The sequence below is a fragment of the Corynebacterium limaceinasi genome (assembly GCF_046717465.1).
Lineage (GTDB): Bacteria > Actinomycetota > Actinomycetes > Mycobacteriales > Mycobacteriaceae > Corynebacterium.
This window is the reverse complement of sequence record NZ_CP177100.1, coordinates 763,201-781,251: the sequence shown is the minus strand read 5'-3', so window position 1 is coordinate 781,251 and position 18,051 is coordinate 763,201. Positions and strand designations below refer to the sequence as shown.

At 55.7% G+C, this 18,051-nt stretch carries 14 protein-coding genes and 3 rRNA genes; 1 reads left to right on the top strand and 16 read right to left on the bottom strand.

The window, feature by feature from the left end:
* Positions 1-652: 652 nt before the first annotated feature.
* The 6 genes from ACLI1Q_RS03940 to ACLI1Q_RS03915 form a co-directional block, all read right to left on the bottom strand.
* On the bottom strand, positions 653-1,834 hold the full coding sequence (locus ACLI1Q_RS03940) for a hypothetical protein (protein WP_411697096.1): 1,182 nt from the start codon (positions 1,832-1,834) through the stop codon (positions 653-655).
* 111 nt (positions 1,835-1,945) lie between these two features.
* Positions 1,946-2,063, bottom strand: a 5S ribosomal RNA gene (rrf, locus tag ACLI1Q_RS03935).
* 147 nt (positions 2,064-2,210) lie between these two features.
* A 23S ribosomal RNA gene (locus ACLI1Q_RS03930) occupies positions 2,211-5,287 on the bottom strand.
* Positions 5,288-5,806: 519 nt separating this feature from the next.
* A 16S ribosomal RNA gene (locus ACLI1Q_RS03925) occupies positions 5,807-7,324 on the bottom strand.
* Together the 16S, 23S and 5S rRNA genes form the textbook arrangement of a ribosomal RNA operon.
* A 591-nt stretch (positions 7,325-7,915) precedes the next feature.
* Positions 7,916-8,671: an ABC transporter ATP-binding protein gene (locus ACLI1Q_RS03920; RefSeq protein WP_023025818.1), complete on the bottom strand. Its 756-nt coding sequence runs from the start codon at positions 8,669-8,671 to the stop codon at positions 7,916-7,918.
* The gene (locus ACLI1Q_RS03915; protein WP_239270097.1) at positions 8,668-9,645 is read right to left on the bottom strand and encodes an iron chelate uptake ABC transporter family permease subunit; all 978 of its coding nucleotides are present in this window, start codon (positions 9,643-9,645) and stop codon (positions 8,668-8,670) included. The genes ACLI1Q_RS03920 and ACLI1Q_RS03915 overlap by 4 nt, the downstream gene beginning before the upstream one ends.
* 185 nt (positions 9,646-9,830) lie before the next feature.
* Between ACLI1Q_RS03915 and ACLI1Q_RS03910 the strand changes: the two genes are divergently transcribed.
* Positions 9,831-9,992, top strand: coding sequence for a hypothetical protein (locus tag ACLI1Q_RS03910; protein WP_349883543.1), 162 nt, complete (start codon positions 9,831-9,833; stop codon positions 9,990-9,992).
* A gap of 36 nt (positions 9,993-10,028) precedes the next feature.
* On the opposite strand, the gene ACLI1Q_RS03905 is transcribed toward ACLI1Q_RS03910, so the two are convergent.
* The 10 genes from ACLI1Q_RS03905 to ACLI1Q_RS03860 all read right to left on the bottom strand — a co-directional run bounded on the left by ACLI1Q_RS03905 (position 10,029) and on the right by ACLI1Q_RS03860 (position 18,038).
* Entirely contained in the window at positions 10,029-10,403 is a 375-nt protein-coding gene (locus ACLI1Q_RS03905; protein WP_349883542.1) for a hypothetical protein, read from the bottom strand.
* Complete coding sequence (locus ACLI1Q_RS03900) at positions 10,400-10,813, bottom strand: hypothetical protein (protein WP_302522081.1); 414 nt, start codon at positions 10,811-10,813, stop codon at positions 10,400-10,402. Before ACLI1Q_RS03900 ends, ACLI1Q_RS03905 begins: the two co-directional genes overlap by 4 nt.
* Before the next feature lie 5 nt (positions 10,814-10,818).
* Positions 10,819-11,184: a hypothetical protein gene (locus tag ACLI1Q_RS03895; protein ID WP_349883541.1), complete on the bottom strand. Its 366-nt coding sequence runs from the start codon at positions 11,182-11,184 to the stop codon at positions 10,819-10,821.
* Positions 11,184-11,981 (bottom strand): N-acetylmuramoyl-L-alanine amidase, encoded by a 798-nt coding sequence (locus tag ACLI1Q_RS03890; protein WP_349883540.1) that lies wholly within the window; start codon positions 11,979-11,981, stop codon positions 11,184-11,186. The genes ACLI1Q_RS03895 and ACLI1Q_RS03890 overlap by 1 nt, the downstream gene beginning before the upstream one ends.
* 65 nt (positions 11,982-12,046) lie before the next feature.
* Positions 12,047-12,634, bottom strand: a complete 588-nt coding sequence (locus ACLI1Q_RS03885; protein ID WP_349883539.1) for a hypothetical protein — start codon at positions 12,632-12,634, stop codon at positions 12,047-12,049.
* A gap of 10 nt (positions 12,635-12,644) precedes the next feature.
* On the bottom strand, positions 12,645-13,361 hold the full coding sequence (locus ACLI1Q_RS03880; protein WP_411697095.1) for a hypothetical protein: 717 nt from the start codon (positions 13,359-13,361) through the stop codon (positions 12,645-12,647).
* A gap of 165 nt (positions 13,362-13,526) precedes the next feature.
* Positions 13,527-14,579, bottom strand: coding sequence for a hypothetical protein (locus ACLI1Q_RS03875; RefSeq protein ID WP_349889607.1), 1,053 nt, complete (start codon positions 14,577-14,579; stop codon positions 13,527-13,529).
* Between the two features lie 224 nt (positions 14,580-14,803).
* Positions 14,804-16,444, bottom strand: a complete 1,641-nt coding sequence (locus ACLI1Q_RS03870) for a hypothetical protein (protein WP_411697094.1) — start codon at positions 16,442-16,444, stop codon at positions 14,804-14,806.
* Positions 16,441-17,319 (bottom strand): hypothetical protein, encoded by an 879-nt coding sequence (locus ACLI1Q_RS03865; RefSeq protein WP_411697093.1) that lies wholly within the window; start codon positions 17,317-17,319, stop codon positions 16,441-16,443. The genes ACLI1Q_RS03870 and ACLI1Q_RS03865 overlap by 4 nt, the downstream gene beginning before the upstream one ends.
* A complete protein-coding gene (locus ACLI1Q_RS03860; protein ID WP_411697092.1) occupies positions 17,310-18,038 on the bottom strand; it encodes a hypothetical protein in 729 nt (242 codons plus the stop codon). Before ACLI1Q_RS03860 ends, ACLI1Q_RS03865 begins: the two co-directional genes overlap by 10 nt.
* Between the last annotated feature and the right edge of the window lie 13 nt (positions 18,039-18,051).

Here is an 18,051-nt window from a genome sequence, read left to right as displayed (position 1 = left end):
CACGTCAAATACTAAAACATTGATAGCAATCAGCTTAGATAGCCCTATTTAGAATGTTTAATCTACGAGAGTGTCGAAAATAGCTTTCAATAACTCTAGTCGAATAAGCCAAGCGTGATGGGCAACGTGATCACCTCGTAGTTGGAGTCCCCTACGGAAGGCCGTTCTTGATACCGCGAAGCGCGTTAGCAAGGCGGAAGACCAACATCGTTTAAATCAGTCGGAGCTGACTCCCGTTTGGTCCGACCTACAGGAACGACTTCGCCGCACGCGGGGTGATCTCAATCGACCAATCCACACTCGTCCGCTAAGTCCTGCAGCGAGATTGTGTCCAATTCTCCGCGTCGTGCTGCTTCGGCCTCGGCTTCAAGCGCATACACATACTCAAGTTCATCTAGGTAGGAATCTAGGGCCTTGCGAAGATAGAAGGCCCCTGTCCGTCCAGTTCGCGAAGCAAGCGCATCTAAGTGCTCCTTTTGCTTCGCGTCAACGCGAAAACTGATCACTGACTCGCTCATGTAAACACGCTTACAACAAGTTAACGGATTTGTACACCCCGTGAGCATTGTCCGCGCCTTGCAGTCCCCCACCTGGTGCCGTTGACTTCATGCACGCCAATAGGAACTGCCTGGGCGTTTTAGCGGTAGCCGAATCAAGAAATAAGGGAAACCTCGTCGAGTCGCCTTAAGATGACATACCGCTCTGCGTAGCGGCACCGTAGATCTGTCAAGAGCGTGTTGAAATCCGTATCCCAGGGCGCTCCCAGTTCCGCCGACTTTTCTCTCATGGTTTGTAATAGATCGATGCCCATGTCGCGGCCGACCCTCGTCGAATCTAGGTAAGTTGCAACATCGTCGCGAACAAAAGGAAGAACCTGCGCCGGGAGGTCATCAAGAAATCGGTGCGCCATCGACTCTTCCATTCCCGCCTTAACGACGGTGCTCCAGGCAAGTTCAGGGTCTTCAAGGCACAAGTGCTGGAACATGGCCAAATCCCATGACTTATTCCCCAACAAGCGTTGTATATGCGCCGCAGCTTCCACCTTGTCGGCGGCAACTGCATAGAGTTGCTGAGCGGACGACAGCTCCGGGTACGTATCGAATACTGTCCGGGCAACGCGTTCCGAATGTTCGGGAAAATACTCCCTGGCAAGCACAGCCCAACCCGAGGCTATATTTCGGGTTTCCTCCACGGCGCACTCGTTAACCGCCTTCTCGGACCAATCAAAGGCAAGATCATAGCGGCGGATGTCACAAAGACCGGCAATGATCTCCGTATAGCGCGTAGCCGCACTTCCCTGCAAACCATGGGTTCGAAGAACGGCTTCAGCAGTGCCTTCAAGCACCGCTAGCCGACGCCCCACGTAGCCACCGCCCTGTTCCGCCGCATACCACGAGCGGATGCGGGCCACGCCCTCTTCCCCGAGAGCAGGTGCCAAATAGACTGGGTCAAGGTCAATTTCTTCTACCGAAAGAATCTCGTTCATTCGTATGCACCAGTCAGCCAAAGCGCTACCGGAATAACTAGCTCGCTGCGCCGCGGAGGGAACTACCCGCGCCAAGACTTCGCCGGCATCCCTTACAGCATGGGCATAATCATTGACCCTAGGGATAGTCTTGAGGACCTCTTCTACTGCATCTAGAGCAACAAGCACGATATCGGATGGACTCGGCGGCACGATGCCAGAAAGTTGTGCAGGATCCTCTACTGCCTGTTCTAAAAACTCAGCAGCTTCCAATATGCGGTCGCTGTAGTACACGCTCCGAGCACCTTTGTACAGATCGGGATCATTAGACCGGACAAGCCCGGTTACCGCCTGTGCATGAGTTCTCATGAAATCCAGTATAGAAAATTCTGGGATCACACAGAAGAGGAGCAAGGCCACCAGTAAATTGGTAACCTTGCTCCTCTCGAAATAAACACTATTTTGTTGTTTGTTGTTTGGTGTCGGCGGTGACTTACTCTCCCACAACCTCCCGGTTGCAGTACCATCAGCGCGTACAGGCTTAGCTTCCGGGTTCGGAATGGGACCGGGCGTTTCCCTGTAGCTATAAACCACCGACAAACCTAAAAGAACACTACCCACCACTGCGTGTGGTGTTGTGTCAGATACTGCATAGTGGACGCGACACACAATAATGTGTTCATTTATTTGTTTACTCGCTTCACAAGTCCACCCAACATATCCAAACATTGTTTGGGTTGTTGTGGTGTGTTTGTTTTGGTCAATTAGTACCAGTAGCCTTCACACCTTACAGTGCTTCCAAGTCTGGCCTATCTACCCCATAGTCTTTAGGGGACCTCAAAAGAAACCTCATCTTAAAACAGGCTTCCCGCTTAGATGCTTTCAGCGGTTATCCCTTCCGTACGTAGCCAACCAGCGATACCCCTGGCGGGATAACTGGCACACTAGAGGTACGTCCGTCCCGGTCCTCTCGTACTAGGGACAGCCTTCTTCAAGTTTCAACGCGCGCGGCGGATAGAGACCGAACTGTCTCACGACGTTCTGAACCCAGCTCGCGTGCCGCTTTAATGGGCGAACAGCCCAACCCTTGGGACCTACTCCAGCCCCAGGATGCGACGAGCCGACATCGAGGTGCCAAACCATCCCGTCGATATGGACTCTTGGGGAAGATCAGCCTGTTATCCCCGGGGTACCTTTTATCCGTTGAGCGACACCACATCCACAAGTAGGTGCCGGATCACTAGTCCCGACTTTCGTCCCTGCTCGACATGTCTGTCTCACAGTCAAGCTCCCTTGTGCACTTACACTCACCACCTGATTGCCAACCAGGCTGAGGGAACCTTTGGGCGCCTCCGTTACATTTTGGGAGGCAACCGCCCCAGTTAAACTACCCACCAGGCACTGTCCCCAACCCAGATCATGGGCCAAGGTTAGATGCTCAATCCGATCAGAGTGGTATTTCAACAACGACTCCACCACCACTAGCGTGATGATTTCACAGTCTCCCACCTATCCTACACAAACCGAACCAAACACCAATACCAAGCTATAGTGAAGGTCCCGGGGTCTTTTCGTCCTGCCGCGCGTAACGAGCATCTTTACTCGTAATGCAATTTCACCGGGCCTGTGGTCGAGACAGCAGAGAAGTCGTTACGCCATTCGTGCAGGTCGGAACTTACCCGACAAGGAATTTCGCTACCTTAGGATGGTTATAGTTACCACCGCCGTTTACTGGGGCTTAAATTCTCAGCTTCGCAACCACAAAGGTTACTAACCGGTCCTCTTAACCTTCCAGCACCGGGCAGGCGTCAGTCCATATACATCAACTTAACGTCTTCGCATGGACCTGTGTTTTTGATAAACAGTCGCTTCCCTCTATTCTCTGCGACCCCACAACACTCCAGCAGCTAGTGCCTTCACGTCACAGGGCCCCCCTTCTCCCGAAGTTACGGGGGCATTTTGCCGAATTCCTTAACCACAGTTCACCCGAACGCCTTAGTATCTTCAACCTGACCACCTGTGTCGGTTTAGGGTACGGGCCATACACACACTCGCTAGAGGCTTTTCTCGACAGTACAGGATCACCACCATCAACCCCTTTAGGGTCTACGCATCACGCCTCAACCACATGTGCGGCGGATTTACCTACCACACGGCCTACACGCTTACACCACCAATCCACTAAGTGGCGCGGCTACCTCACTGCGTCACCCCATCACTTGAACCACACATCAGGCCCCACGACATCAACACCACCAACACTCAAAGAATGCTAGGTAGCGTATCCGCAGTGGTTAGTATCAGTGCTTCATCATGGGCGCACATGTACGGGTACCAGAATATCAACTGGTTATCCATCGACTACGCCTGTCGGCCTCGCCTTAGGTCCCGACTCACCCTGGGAAGACGAACTTGACCCAGGAACCCTTAGTCATCCGGCGGTAAGGATTCTCACCTTACAATTCGTTACTCATGCCTGCATTCTCACTCGCACACAGTCCACGCCTCCTCACGGTAACGCTTCCACCCATGCACGACGCTCCCCTACCCAAACAACAAAAACTGTTGCTTGCCGCGGCTTCGGCGGTGTACTTGAGCCCCACTACATTGTCGGCGCAGAACCACTCGACCAGTGAGCTATTACGCACTCTTTCAAGGATGGCTGCTTCTAAGCCAACCTCCTGGCTGTCTTCGCGATCCCACATCCTTTTCCACTTAGTACACCCTTAGGGGCCTTAACCGGCGCTCTGGGCTGTTTCCCTCTCGACTATGAAGCTTATCCCCCACAGTCTCACTGCCGCACAACACAATTGATGGCATTCGGAGTTTGGCTGACATTGCTAAGATTGTAGTCCCGCTCAACCAACCAGTCGCTCTACCTCCACCAAGCTAATACGACGCTGCACCTAAATGCATTTCGGGGAGAACCAGCTATCACGGAGTTTGATTGGCCTTTCACCCCTACCCACAGCTCATCCCCGCAGTTTTCAACCTACGTGGGTTCGCGCCTCCACAACCTCTTACAGCTGCTTCACACTGGCCATGGGTAGATCACCCCGCTTCGGGTCCAGGACATGCCACTAACCACCCCATTAGGATTCGGTTTCCCTACGACTACCCCACACGGGTTAACCTCGCGACATGCCGCTGACTCGCAGGCTCATTCTTCAAAAGGCACGCCATCACACACACAAGGTGCTCTGACGGATTGTAAGCACATGGTTTCAGGAACTATTTCACTCCCCTCCCGGGGTACTTTTCACCATTCCCTCACGGTACTATCCACTATCGGTCACACTGAGTATTTAGGCTTACCGGGTGGTCCCGGCAGATTCACAACAGATTCCACGAGCCCGTTGCTACTCGGGAACCCAACAACCCCCACATCATCATCTTCAGCTACAGGACTCTCACCTACTCCGGTAGATCATTCCAAACCACTTCACCTAACAACAATGCGAAAAAGGGCGTGCCACTGGTAGATGACACAAAGCTAGGCCCCACAACACCGCACACACAACCCCTACCAGGTATCACATGCACACGGTTTAGCCTCATCCACGTTCGTTCGCCACTACTAGCAGAATCATTATTATTTTCTCCTCCTACGGGTACTGAGATGTTTCACTTCCCCGCGTAACCCCCACAACAGCTATGAATTCACTGAAGGGTAACCCCACATAACCAGGGCCAGGTTTCCCCATTCGGACATCCTCGGATCAACGCTTTATTGACAACTCCCCGAGGCTTAACGCAGCCTTACACGTCCTTCATCGGCTCAGCATGCCAAGGCATCCACCATGCGCCCTCAATAACGAACACACCAACCACCACACACAAACCACACAACCAACAAAAAGCCATGCAGCCACATGCGGTAGCAACAAGTGAACTTGACAAAATAAACAAAAAAGAAAAATCACATCACACACACAAAACACCACCAACCACAAACAGCCGATGGCATCATGCAGATGCTCGCGTCCACTATACAGTTCTCACACAACACCCCAAACCAGCAACACACACCACCACAACAGATGGCATCCATCAACCAGTCAGGCACACACTAAGGGGATAATGCCCCAGACACCCAACAATGCACCAACAACTTATCCACAACATTATATTTTGTATGCATGGACACTTTTACGCATGCCACAAAGCACCATTCAAACACTTGATACTGTCGATTAAGGTGTGTCTCCTACCCGGAATTTCCAAACAATCGGTGGCAGCAGAACACTCGCCTACTCAACCACCAACCCACACAAACTGTGTAGGCAACCCACAAACAGTGGGCCATTGGCTGCAACTGCAGCCCAATAAAAAGCTCCTTAGAAAGGAGGTGATCCACCCGCACCTTCCGGTACGGGTACCTTGTTACGACTTCGTCCCAATCGCCGATCCCACCTTCGACGGCTCCCTAACACGTTTAGGCCACCGGCTTCGGGTGTTACCAACTTTCATGACGTGACGGGCGGTGTGTACAAGGCCCGGGAACGTATTCACCGCAGCATTGCTGATCTGCGATTACTAGCGACTCCGACTTCATGGGGTCGAGTTGCAGACCCCAATCCGAACTAAGACCGGCTTTCAGCGATTCGCTCCACCTCACAGTGTCGCAGCGCATTGTACCGACCATTGTAGCATGTGTGAAGCCCTGGACATAAGGGGCATGATGATTTGACGTCATCCCCACCTTCCTCCGAGTTAACCCCGGCAGTCTCTCATGAGTCCCCAACCAAATGCTGGCAACATAAGACAAGGGTTGCGCTCGTTGCGGGACTTAACCCAACATCTCACGACACGAGCTGACGACAACCATGCACCACCTGTACACCAACCACAAAGGGAAACTACATCTCTGCAGCGATCTGATGTATGTCAAGCCCAGGTAAGGTTCTTCGCGTTGCATCGAATTAATCCACATGCTCCGCCGCTTGTGCGGGCCCCCGTCAATTCCTTTGAGTTTTAGCCTTGCGGCCGTACTCCCCAGGCGGGGCGCTTAATGCGTTAGCTACGGCACGAAAGTCGTAGAAAGACCCTCACACCTAGCGCCCACCGTTTACGGCATGGACTACCAGGGTATCTAATCCTGTTCGCTACCCATGCTTTCGCTCCTCAGCGTCAGTAACTGCCCAGTAACCTGCCTTCGCCATCGGTGTTCCTCCTGATATCTGCGCATTTCACCGCTACACCAGGAATTCCAGTTACCCCTACAGCACTCAAGTTATGCCCGTATCGCCTGCACGCCCGGAGTTAAGCCCCAGAATTTCACAGACGACGCGACAAACCACCTACGAGCCCTTTACGCCCAGTAATTCCGGACAACGCTCGCACCCTACGTATTACCGCGGCTGCTGGCACGTAGTTAGCCGGTGCTTCTTATCTAGGTACCGTCACACAAAGCTTCGTCCCTAGCGAAAGGAGTTTACAACCCGAAGGCCTTCATCCCCCACGCGGCGTCGCTGCATCAGGCTTGCGCCCATTGTGCAATATTCCCCACTGCTGCCTCCCGTAGGAGTCTGGGCCGTATCTCAGTCCCAATGTGGCCGTACACCCTCTCAGGCCGGCTACCCGTCGCCGCCTTGGTAGGCCATTACCCCACCAACAAGCTGATAGGCCGCGAGCTCATCCTACACCGAAAAAACTTTCCACCACACACACTAAAGTGCGGTCCTATCCGGTATTAGACCCAGTTTCCCAAGCTTATCCCGAAGTGCAGGGCAGATCACCCACGTGTTACTCACCCGTTCGCCACTCGAGTACCCTGCAAGCAGGGCCTTTCCGTTCGACTTGCATGTGTTAAGCACGCCGCCAGCGTTCGTCCTGAGCCAGGATCAAACTCTCCACAAAAAGAAAAATTTCAGAACAATAACCTGAAATAGGCCGTGAAAAGCCCAAACCTAACCAAAAGAACAAACCACCACACACCCACAAAAGCAGGCCCATGCTGGCGTCCAAAAATTACTACAAGAAAAAATAAACTGCCTCCCCAACCCGACGGGGCACAAAAAAGGGAGACAAAAAGTTGAACACAATCACATGCCAACCAATCCATCAATGCAGCCGAAACACTAAACAGTATTCAAAAAGGTACATGCTTCACATACCTTACCGGCACACACCAACCAACAAACCAACTTTAGGCTTGCTGGCCAACAGACCAATCAACACACAACCATGCACACAAAAATAAAAAATAAGTACATTGGCACACTATTGAGTTCTCAAACAACATCCACACACCACAAGAAAATTAACCAAACGTTAACCTCTCATCGGCGGCTCGTACTAACCTACCCAACAACCTGAACCAAGTCAAATCCTCGAACCAAGTCAGTACAAAAAGTCACTCAAAAGTAACCAACCGGCTACCTCTCGGCGACTCGCTAAAATTTATACCACCCCACTACACAACGCAAACTCGCAGGCTAACGTTGGTTTTTAGTGATAGCACGCGATCTTTCCATCGGGCCCATCGATAACGCGCACCGGAGTATTGAAGATGGGCGTCAGGATATCGTCGCGCATAATCTCCTCGGCCGGGCCGAATTCGACGATCTGCCCGTCCTTGCAGGCGCAGATATAGTCCGCGTAGCGCGCGGCAAAGTTGATGTCATGCAGAACCACGATGACCGTGCGCCCCAATTCCTGGGCAGCCTCGCGCAGGTGGCGCATCATGTCCACCGAGTGCGAGATGTCCAAGTTATTCAGCGGCTCATCCAACAACACGTAATCGGTTTCTTGGCACAGCACCATTGCTACGTACGCGCGCTGGCGCTGACCACCAGAAAGCTGGTCAAGGTAGCGGTGCTGCAATTCTTCCAAATGTAGGAAGTGGATGTATTTGGAAATGACCTCTTCATCGTGTTTATTGAGTCGACCCTTGGTATAGGGGAAACGGCCAAAGCCCACGAGCTGGCGCACGGTCAGTTTCGTGACGAAGTGATTTTCCTGCCGCAGGATAGACACGATCTTTGCCAAGTCGGCGGACTTGCTGGATTGGATGTCATAGCCGGCGATTTCGATGCTGCCTTCATCCATGTCGAGCAGGCGCCCGATCATGGTGAGCATCGTGGACTTACCCGCACCATTCGGCCCCACCAGCGCGGTGATGCCTCCCTGCGGGATGGTCAGGTTGAGTGGACCAATAGCGGTCTCGGCGGAATAGGTTTTAGAAACGTTCTTTAATTCGATCACAGTCGGCCCTTTCGCATAATGACAAAGAGGAACACGGAGCCACCTACCAGCTCAATGATGATGGACACCACGCCTTGGGCGGAAAATACGTGCTGCATGAGGAAGTACGCCGCAATCAACACGAGGAATGCTAACCCCACCGCCATCGGAAAGATGTAGCGGTGGTCGTAGGTATCGGCGAATTGATAGGCCAGCGTAGCCACCAAAAAGCCCAAGAAGGTCATGGGCCCTACCAGTGCGGTCGTCGTCGCCATCAATAGCGAGACCAACACCAGCGTGTAAATTGCATGCGCTTTGTGGTTCACGCCCAAGTTGGTGCTGACATCGGCACCCAAGGAAATCACGTTGAGCTTGCGCGCATTGAGCACCAACAGCGTGGTGGCGATGGCCACGATGGGAATAGCGATGGGATAGTACTCAGTCTCGGCGTTATTGACGGAGCCAAAAAGGCGCGCGGTCAGCACGTCGAACTCGCTGGGGGTCAGCATGCGCTGCATAAAGGTAGACAGCGAGCCCAGGCCACCACCAATGACCACGCCGACTAGCAGCATGGCGTGCATATTCTGCTTTCTATTGGTCAGCAGCCACGAATAAAGCACCAGGGAAAGGCCCACCATGACGCCCATTTGCATGAGGAAGGTGGGCACGGTGCGGGCATCGTTAAGCCCACTAGCACCCAGGAAGAAAATGGTCGCGGTATTGATGGCAACGTACAGGGACTCAAAGCCCATGATGGATGGCGTCAAGATGCGGTTATTCGTCACGGTATGAAAAGACACCGTGGCCATGGCTTGGCACACAGCGACGATCGCCATGGCGATGAGGGCATCGGCGCGGCGCTGGGCGATGAGCCAAAACTTGCGGGTGCCAAACTCCATCGGGTTGCCATAGGCCAGGTAAGCAAAGGCCAAAGCCGCAGCTAGGCCCCATACGCAGACTAGCGTGATCCAGTACTTCTTGGGTGGGGCGGACATCTTAGTTCGCACGGGTCGACCTCACAATCATGCTGATGATGATATTGCGGCGGTTTTGTGACCTGTGGGTTGGGTGTTTGTGCTGGTCACAGAGTTTCAATACGTCCGATAATTCCGGCGATTCCAGTGGATCTGGAGTGAATTGCGGGATTTTTGCGGGATTTTGGGGACGGTTTTGCGGGATTTTGGACCCCAGTTTCACCCCACTTGGCAAGTACGCCGACCAGCACGATGTGGACGTCATCATCGACGAGCTGATTATCTCCAGCGGAACCGAGGCCGACCCACAGTTCTACGTCGACCCGGACGCTGACTTCTGGGCCGTAGCCGCTTCCCACGCCCTGTAAAACGACGAAAAGACCCCACCCGGGGCGGGGTGGGGTTTATCCGTTGATGACGTCCTCATGCACATCGGGTGGGAGCTGGGCGGCATCTAGCTGCACATCGTGTTTTTGGGTGATGCGGCGCAGGCCGTTGACGGCGGCCCAGTATTTCCGCCGGGTGGTCTCCACAATCTCTTGTAGGGATTCCACCCGGTCGCGCAGAGCGTCGATTTGGTCGGATTGGGCCTTGAGCTCTTCCTGCTGCGCGTCGATGCGTCGCATGATGGAGTCGGTGAATGCTTTCCACTCTGGCTTGTCCGACTCGATGCGTTTGGCGTCGCGGGTGGCTTGGGCTGTGACTTTCGTCCCGAGGTAGGTGAGGATGGCGGCACCTATGACGCCTATGAGCGTGGCGGCCTCACCGCTGATTGTCATAATGCCCCCTTAATTTCGGGTACCTCCAGCTTGTCGGGGGCGCGGCCCCTACCGAATGCCCAGAGGGCGAGGAGGGTGATGGTGGCGTAGCCGATGGCTGTGACCCACCCACGACCACCGAAGACGATGAAACTGACTGCCCACATGAAGTGAATGCCGATACCCAGGCCGACGGCCAGGGGGCGGGCGTGCCGCAATGGGATGGCGGCCAGGCAGAAAAGGCCGATGGTGAGCCACACCCACGACCATGTAGATGGTTCCGCCAGCGACTCCAAAAAGTGCACTGGCTTGCGGCGTTGGTCCACAATCATCGGGAGGTATGAGGAACCGCGCACGATGATGGAGATACCTAGAATAGCCAACCCTGCGGCGTCACTCGTGAGCCATGCACGTAGCTTGCAGGAGTCCATGATTATCACTCTCCCGCGGTGGTGGGGCCACTATAGACCGGCAGGCCAGCGGGTTGCGCGGCGATGTGAGCACGGTCTGCCTGCCCCGCTAGGCGCGGCCCCATGGATGGGGTGACACCATCAATCGTCAAGCGGTTCACCAGCGTGGTGAGGAAAAATCCGATGCCACCAACGAGGGCGATAGTCCATTCTGGGGCGTCCGCATAGTAGACGGGGATGATACCCGCCACCCATGCCAGGGCCTGGAGCACGAGCATAATCGTGCCCTTGTAGCGCAGCCACCACGGCTGCTCACGAAGCTCAGTAGCTACCGCATCAGCCACCTGCTCTGAAATACCTGCCAGCGCTTCTTGCTTATAATGCTTGCCCATTACTTCCTCCCGATAATCTGGTCGAGCTTCTTTTCGACTCGCACAAGGTCACCCCGAAGCGCAGCCACCGCATCCACCAAGGTCAGGTTCTGACCCCGGTCATTCTTCCCCAATTGGGGCCAGCCCTTCCCCTGTGGGCCGCGTAGCTGCGTCCAAATCTCCTGAATCGCCTCAAACTGCGGGGAAAAATAGCCGGTAATGAAATCAGTGAAATACTTCGTAGTCAAAGCAGGTTCTTTCTTCGGGGCCGGTGCAGGCGCGGGGGCGGATTTACCGGAGGCCATACGGTCGTACCACTCTTGCGCCCGGCGAATATACGCATCATGGTATTTATGACCAGGGCGCAGATGATACGGGCATGAGGTTGAGCCGCCGGATTCAACATTATGGAATCGGACGTTCTTCCCCGATTCTGGCCGTCCAAGCTTGTAGTAGCGGCATAGTGCGGCGACGAGGTGAGCGCCCGCTTCACGGGTAGCGTCACTGATTGGCCAATCTTGGTCAGGCCCGGCACTGTTGGAGTGCTCGATGCTTAGTGAGCGCTGGTTGGAATAGAGATTCGCGTTTGACCATGCGGTGTCCGTATCGTTGACAGCTTGGCCAATCATGCCGGTGGGTGAGATGGCGTAGTGGGCGCTGGCTGGCCGTTGCTGCCAGACGCGTACGCAGTCGTCTACGTCTCCTACCATTGCCATGTGGTGTAGGGTGACGAATTCTATTCGTGCTCCCCCGCGGCCGGGTGTGTAGTGTTTGTTGAGCAGGTTGTATTTGTCCGGCTCAATGTTTTCCCAATCCATACATATCCTCCTGTGGATATAAGTAAAGCCGCCCGAGGGCGGCGGTCAGGGCTGGTTGGTGGGCTTTATTCGCTGGTTTCTTCCCAGCTGTCATCGGCACCGGGTTCGGCCCGGTTGCCGTCTACGGTGGAGCGCCATTGCTTGCCAGCGTGTATGACCTCAGCCCCCTTGGGGTAGAGCTCGTCCTTGTTGGCGGGTTCACGCCATGCGGGTGGGCCTGCTAGGGCCTCCTCTGGCTCTTCCTCTGGGGCTGCTGGGGACTCCGCCTCGTCTTCCTTAGGCGGGTTGTACACCACCCAGCCGGAATCAGGGGCGGACGGGCGGGCGTAATTCAGCCCGTCGGCGCGGTTGATGTAGATACGGCCCTCGTCCAGCACCGCATCACCACGCATGTACGCCTTGTGCGTACGCCCCTGCGGGTCTACCCACGGCGGGACGATGCCGTCACCATTAATCGCAGCCTGCTCCGTCGCCACCTCCGGGCGGGTAATCTCACCCTGCTCGGCCAAATCCTGAATCAGGCCCGCCTGCGCCTCCTCCACCGCAGGCAGCGACTCGCGGCGCTTCACCTCGTCGGCAAAAATCCAGCGGCGTAACTCCGCAAAATCAGCCTCATCTAGGGCCTTAATTTGCTGCTTAATCTCTTCCATCATTTCCTCCAAATTAAATTCGTTCGTAGTAGGACTGTGCAATACCCGGAATGTCAACGGCTGCGGGTGAAGCTCCACTCGAGCTGGTATGAGCCTGTTTCACGCGGAAGCGTTGCTTCTGGAAGGTGAACGTGTCACCCTCCACGTATTGCACGCCTGCGACCCATTCCCCACGGAAGCGCCCACCGGAACTGTCGGGCGTATCGGAATTTATCTCTATGAGTGGGTCCACCCCGAAAAATACGACCTGCGCATACCCGTCACCGCCTTTACCGCCGTCACCTGCGGAGGTGAAGAAGCTTCCTTGCTGACCACCTGCGCCACCACCACCGAAACGGCCCGCCTCACCAGGTGAGCCACCTGCGTCGGGTAGGGTAAATGCGCCGTTTGGGTCGTCGAGATGCGCAGATAAATACGGGTAGCTTAGCGGGCGCAGATGTGTACCATTAGCTCCATTTAATGCCCCAGTCTGTCCTACACCGCGAGAAGCTACGATACTCGTCCGTGACGACACAGTCTTGTTGTACACAATGCTCGCTGGCTTCCCGGGCTCGGGTGATTGGGAGGATGTGCCGCCCCTGCCGCCCGTGGGGACGTCGATACTAATGCTTGAGCCTGGCTGGATTTCCACACCATCCATTTTGGTGTCACCGGCTCTGCCGCCTTTACCAGTGGAGCCGTAAGCACCCGCGCTGCCACCGGCACCGCCGCCGACGAGAATGTATGTCATAAACGACGCCCACGATGGGACGTTAAGGGTGTAGTTGCCGGGGCTGGAGCGTGTGTATTGGGAACGTCTGTTCCAGATGAGTTTGTCGCCTGCTAGCAATGCCCCGGCTTCTACAGTGCCTAGACGTACGTCCGTGATGTCACTCTGATTCACTAGTGGCATGGGCTACCTCACGATGTAAAGCGTGTTCGAGTCTTTACGGCCAATGCGGTCATACTCCGCCTTCGAGCCTGTCCAGAATGAACCACCAGACTCCAGCGCACCTACGCGGTCACGTACCGCACTGACTTCCTGTTTGGTTGCCAGCCCTGACGTGTCCACGGTGACGTTCGAGACCTGCTCGTCGACGTAATTTTTGTTGACGACATGATTTGCCTCTTCAGGGTCACCCTCGACAGTCACCCACCCATCATTACCAGTGACGACAACCCTTCTAGGTAAGGCAAATCGCCCAAACCCACCTATTGTCGACGTAGTACCTTCTAGGGAGCGTGAAAGGGCGTCGAGTACCGCCGATTTATCCTGCTTCCCATCAACAGCGCTATCTACGTACTTCTTATTAGCCATCTCAGATAGCTGCTCTACCTTGGCGTACTGCTCAAAATCAATCCCGTCCACAGTGCCTGGTGGGCCCTTTGGGCCACGCTCACCCTGCGGGCCAGTCAGATGTGGGGACTGCTTGCCATTGACAATGACCTGGTCGCCGTCCCACCGTGTAGAGTCCGCGATTTCACGCACTTGCTGCGCCGAAGATTCTGCACGGCCAGCCGACGCTTCCGCCGCCGCTGCGTGCTCCCCAGCGCGACCCGCATGCCCCTCAGCCGTAGACGCATGCCCCTGCGCGGCATCGCGGGCCTCTTTCGCCCCGTCCCACGCCGTGCGGGCCTCCGAACGTGCACCCTCTGCACGGTCAGCAGCACGCCCCGACTCCTCCGCAGAAGACTGAGCACGAGACGCATACCCCTCAGCCGTCGAAGCAGCACCCTTAGCTTCCTCCGCCGATGATGCGGCAGCCCCGGCCTGCTCACGCGCCACCGATGCCTGCTCACCAGCTATCGAAGCGTGACCCTGGGCGGAAGACGCTTCCTCCCGCGCAGAGTCCAGCGCCTCCATCATCTCTGCCGACAGGCGCTCAATCTCGCGCTGGGTGGAATCGTCCACAATTTGGGCGGCGCGCACCACATTCCGCAAAGACTGGGCCTCGGACTCTCCCACCACAATCGGCACCGTATCCACAGCCCGACCCTGCGAAATCAAAGCCAGAACCGCAGGCCCCGGCAAGCACGTAAAAGTGACTTCCCCCTCATGAACGGGGAACCGGTCATTCCCCGTCGTCACCACGCCACTGTCATGCGTACGTACCTCACGGGCATGCAGCCACACCTCCGACACCTGCGCCGCACGAGACGACACAAACAACAAATTGCCACTAACAGTTGGCATTATTCCTCCTCAATCCACGATGCACGACACACAGCCGACTGCACACCACGAGACGCAGCACCCGACGCATCCGTACGAACCTCAAAAACCACACGCTGCCCCACACGCAAATCACGCTGCACAAGGTCAGCCTCACGCGAACGCACACCATTGCCCCACGGCCCAATAGGCCCGAAATCAGTACCCGATGAATCCGACACCACCGTGCCCCCATCAACACGGACGCGGAAATCATAATTAGCGCCACGGTGCACCGCAGCCCACACCACACGCGTCTGCAGCGTATAGCGTCCCGCATTCAGCACATTAAAAGCATCGACTTGCACCCACTGATTGTGCTCGGGCAGAAAATTCGTGCGCTCCAACCTGACGGTGCGCACACGGCCGGCGTCCACGCGGTACCACACAATGCCGGACGATCCACCGATACTAACGGTGCGATTACCAGCAGAAACAGTCAAACTCAAAGGCTTGGTGACGGTCTCATTAATATAGCCACTATTCGTAGTACCGGAGATACTATTTCTTTTCGTGTAGGTGTGCATGCCGACAGCTGAGCCGACCCAATCACCCTTCGCAGACAACGAATACGAATCAGCTCCAAAAGTGGCGTCCTGTTGGGTGACATCCCAGTGCTCATTCGACCCATCAGCCAGCGAGAAAAACCGAATCCGCTGACTACGCGACTGCAGCTCCTGCTGCTGCAACCGATCCACCAAAAGGTCGCGGGCTTTGTTCGTTTGCTCAATCTCCCGCAAAGCCTCACGGTTCGCCTCCGACACAGCCTGCTGCACCTCAATCAAATCCCGGTTAGCACGCTGCCCCGCCTCCAAAGCATCATTCACCTTCTTCTGCGTCTCCCACAGCTTCGTATTCAGCTCAATATACGCAGGAATCAGGCCAGGTTGCGGGTCAGAATCCGTCGCCTGCAACTGCCGATTCATCCCCACCAACGACGCCAAAAGGTCAGAATCAGACCCACCAGCCCCCGTCAACACCTCACGCACAGACCCCACATCAGACTTACGGGCCTTGCGTTCCTTAGCGACAGACTCCACCCGCTCCCGCCGCTCCTGCGCAATCGTGCGCTCAACCTCACGATTCGCCCGCTCACGAGCAGCATCATCACGCAACAACTGCCCACCAACATGCACCCGGTAATCCACCACCGCGCCGGCCTCCGCCACGTCCTCAATCGACGTCACCGGCGACAAAATCGTCTTACCCCAAATAAGCACCGGCACCACATCATCAACATCGAAATCGACACGCGGCACCAGGGCACCCAGCCCGGCGCGGGTAATCTCCCGCTCAAAGAACACGTCCCCATCGACACGTTCAGCGGCTTCTTCAAGGACCTGCTCAACATCAGACTCGCCACTAAAAGGCATCGGCTGGCCCTCATTGTCGAAATCCTGCGCCGTGATAGACACGTTGGCACGCACAAACCTGCGCCCCATACGGCCCGGTGGTTCCTTCAGCTTTAAGGCGTAGCCAAAATCCCTATCATCAGGCAATTCAGGCCGCTGCTCCTCCGGTACTGACTCCGGCCATTCCACAGCCCAGCTCCCATAAGAAAAAGCGGCCAAGTCACGTAAAACCGTGACCTCGCCACCATCAGCAACCAACGGATACATCACTTCTCCTTAATGCGACGGATACGCACAACCTGCACCGGATGCGCCCACGACCGCACCTCAAAACGTTCAGGGTCACGAGACACCCGCACCCGCACCGGCGTATCCCCCGGCCACCACAACGACACCTCAATACCAAGCCCCGCCGAGCGTGCCGGTTCCGCCACCGTCTCCAACACAGGGTCATCATTGACACGAATCAGCACCTGGCCGGAATTATCAACCGAAGAATCAAACTCCACCACCGCATGAGGGTCATCACCCCACCCATACAATGCGTTAACGCCATCGAAAGAATCTTGGATAAGGCGACGAATCGTATCCCGCGCTGACCCCTTCACCGTGTACCCGTCCGCCTTAGTCGCAAACGGCACCTGGGCCAAAACACGCGGCTTAGAATATGCAATCCCTGATGCGTCCGTGTCCCAAGTCTTGAACTCTTTGCCTGCCCACTCCACGGGGATAGATGGGCATGGCCATGCTGCTAATCCATCGACCAAATCCAAGCCATGAATCGTGAGCACAGACGGGGCATAACGCCCCTCAGCAACGGTATGTGTCACATACGCCACACGGCGTTCCCCGCCGCGGCGAATAAGGCATAGCATGCGCAATGCACCAGTGGCCGGCACAAGTCGGCCCTCGTCACTCGTCTTGCCGAGCCCCTCGCCAACAAGGTCATCAACAACCCTATCGCCAAGTGTCACGTTTACCGCGACCTCTACCGACGATGCTGCCAGCCGCGTTTCTGGGAAAGATACCCGCGATACTTGTCCGAGCTCATAAAACGGCAAACCGTCCTCATTAAGAATGCCGAGCCACTGGCCCTCATCCTCCACAACCTGCTTAATGTGTGAGCGCCACTGCACTAAATCCATGGGTCAAGCACCCCCACCGACCATTCCAGCCTAGCGTCACCGGTAAGCGTGTAATCGCGGGTTGCTGCCACTGGCACCATCTCCCCTACCGCATCAGTAGAGATACTCTCGCCCGTGGCTTCGTTGACTGCCCGGCCACTCGCCCGGCGCGACAACGACAGGCGATGTGGTGTCGATACCGTTGGAAGTGTGAACGCGGCGCCTGATGGGAGGGTGAGGCTGCAATTTGCACCATTCCAGATGATTTCGGGCCATACTGCAACATCACCCCAATTCGTCACACTGACTTTATTGGTGGCAGAAGCACGCGATAGCCACACGCCACCGTCAGCAATCATGCTCACTTCAAGCCGCACACCAACCTTCGGCACACGGCCCGGCGTCGGCAAAGACGCCGCCAAGCGGCACGGCAACTCAAGAAGACTACCATCATCAAGAATCAGCGTGCCCTGCTCACGGGTAGAGAAATCACGCCGCACTTGCCGCCACTGCTCTTGGCTAAACACCACAAGCGTAAACGAGCCATCCATCTGATGGATTACACGGTCACGAATATCAACAGTCGCACCCGGCAACCCCACCGAAGACACAGGCATGTCCTCAAACTGAGCGACAAACCCCGTCAGCGTATCCAGCTCGATAAACGGGCCACCATCAGAACCATGAAGAAACTCGTACTCGTTGCCAGTCGGCGACAAATACGACAATGAATACGACACTACAATTCTCCTC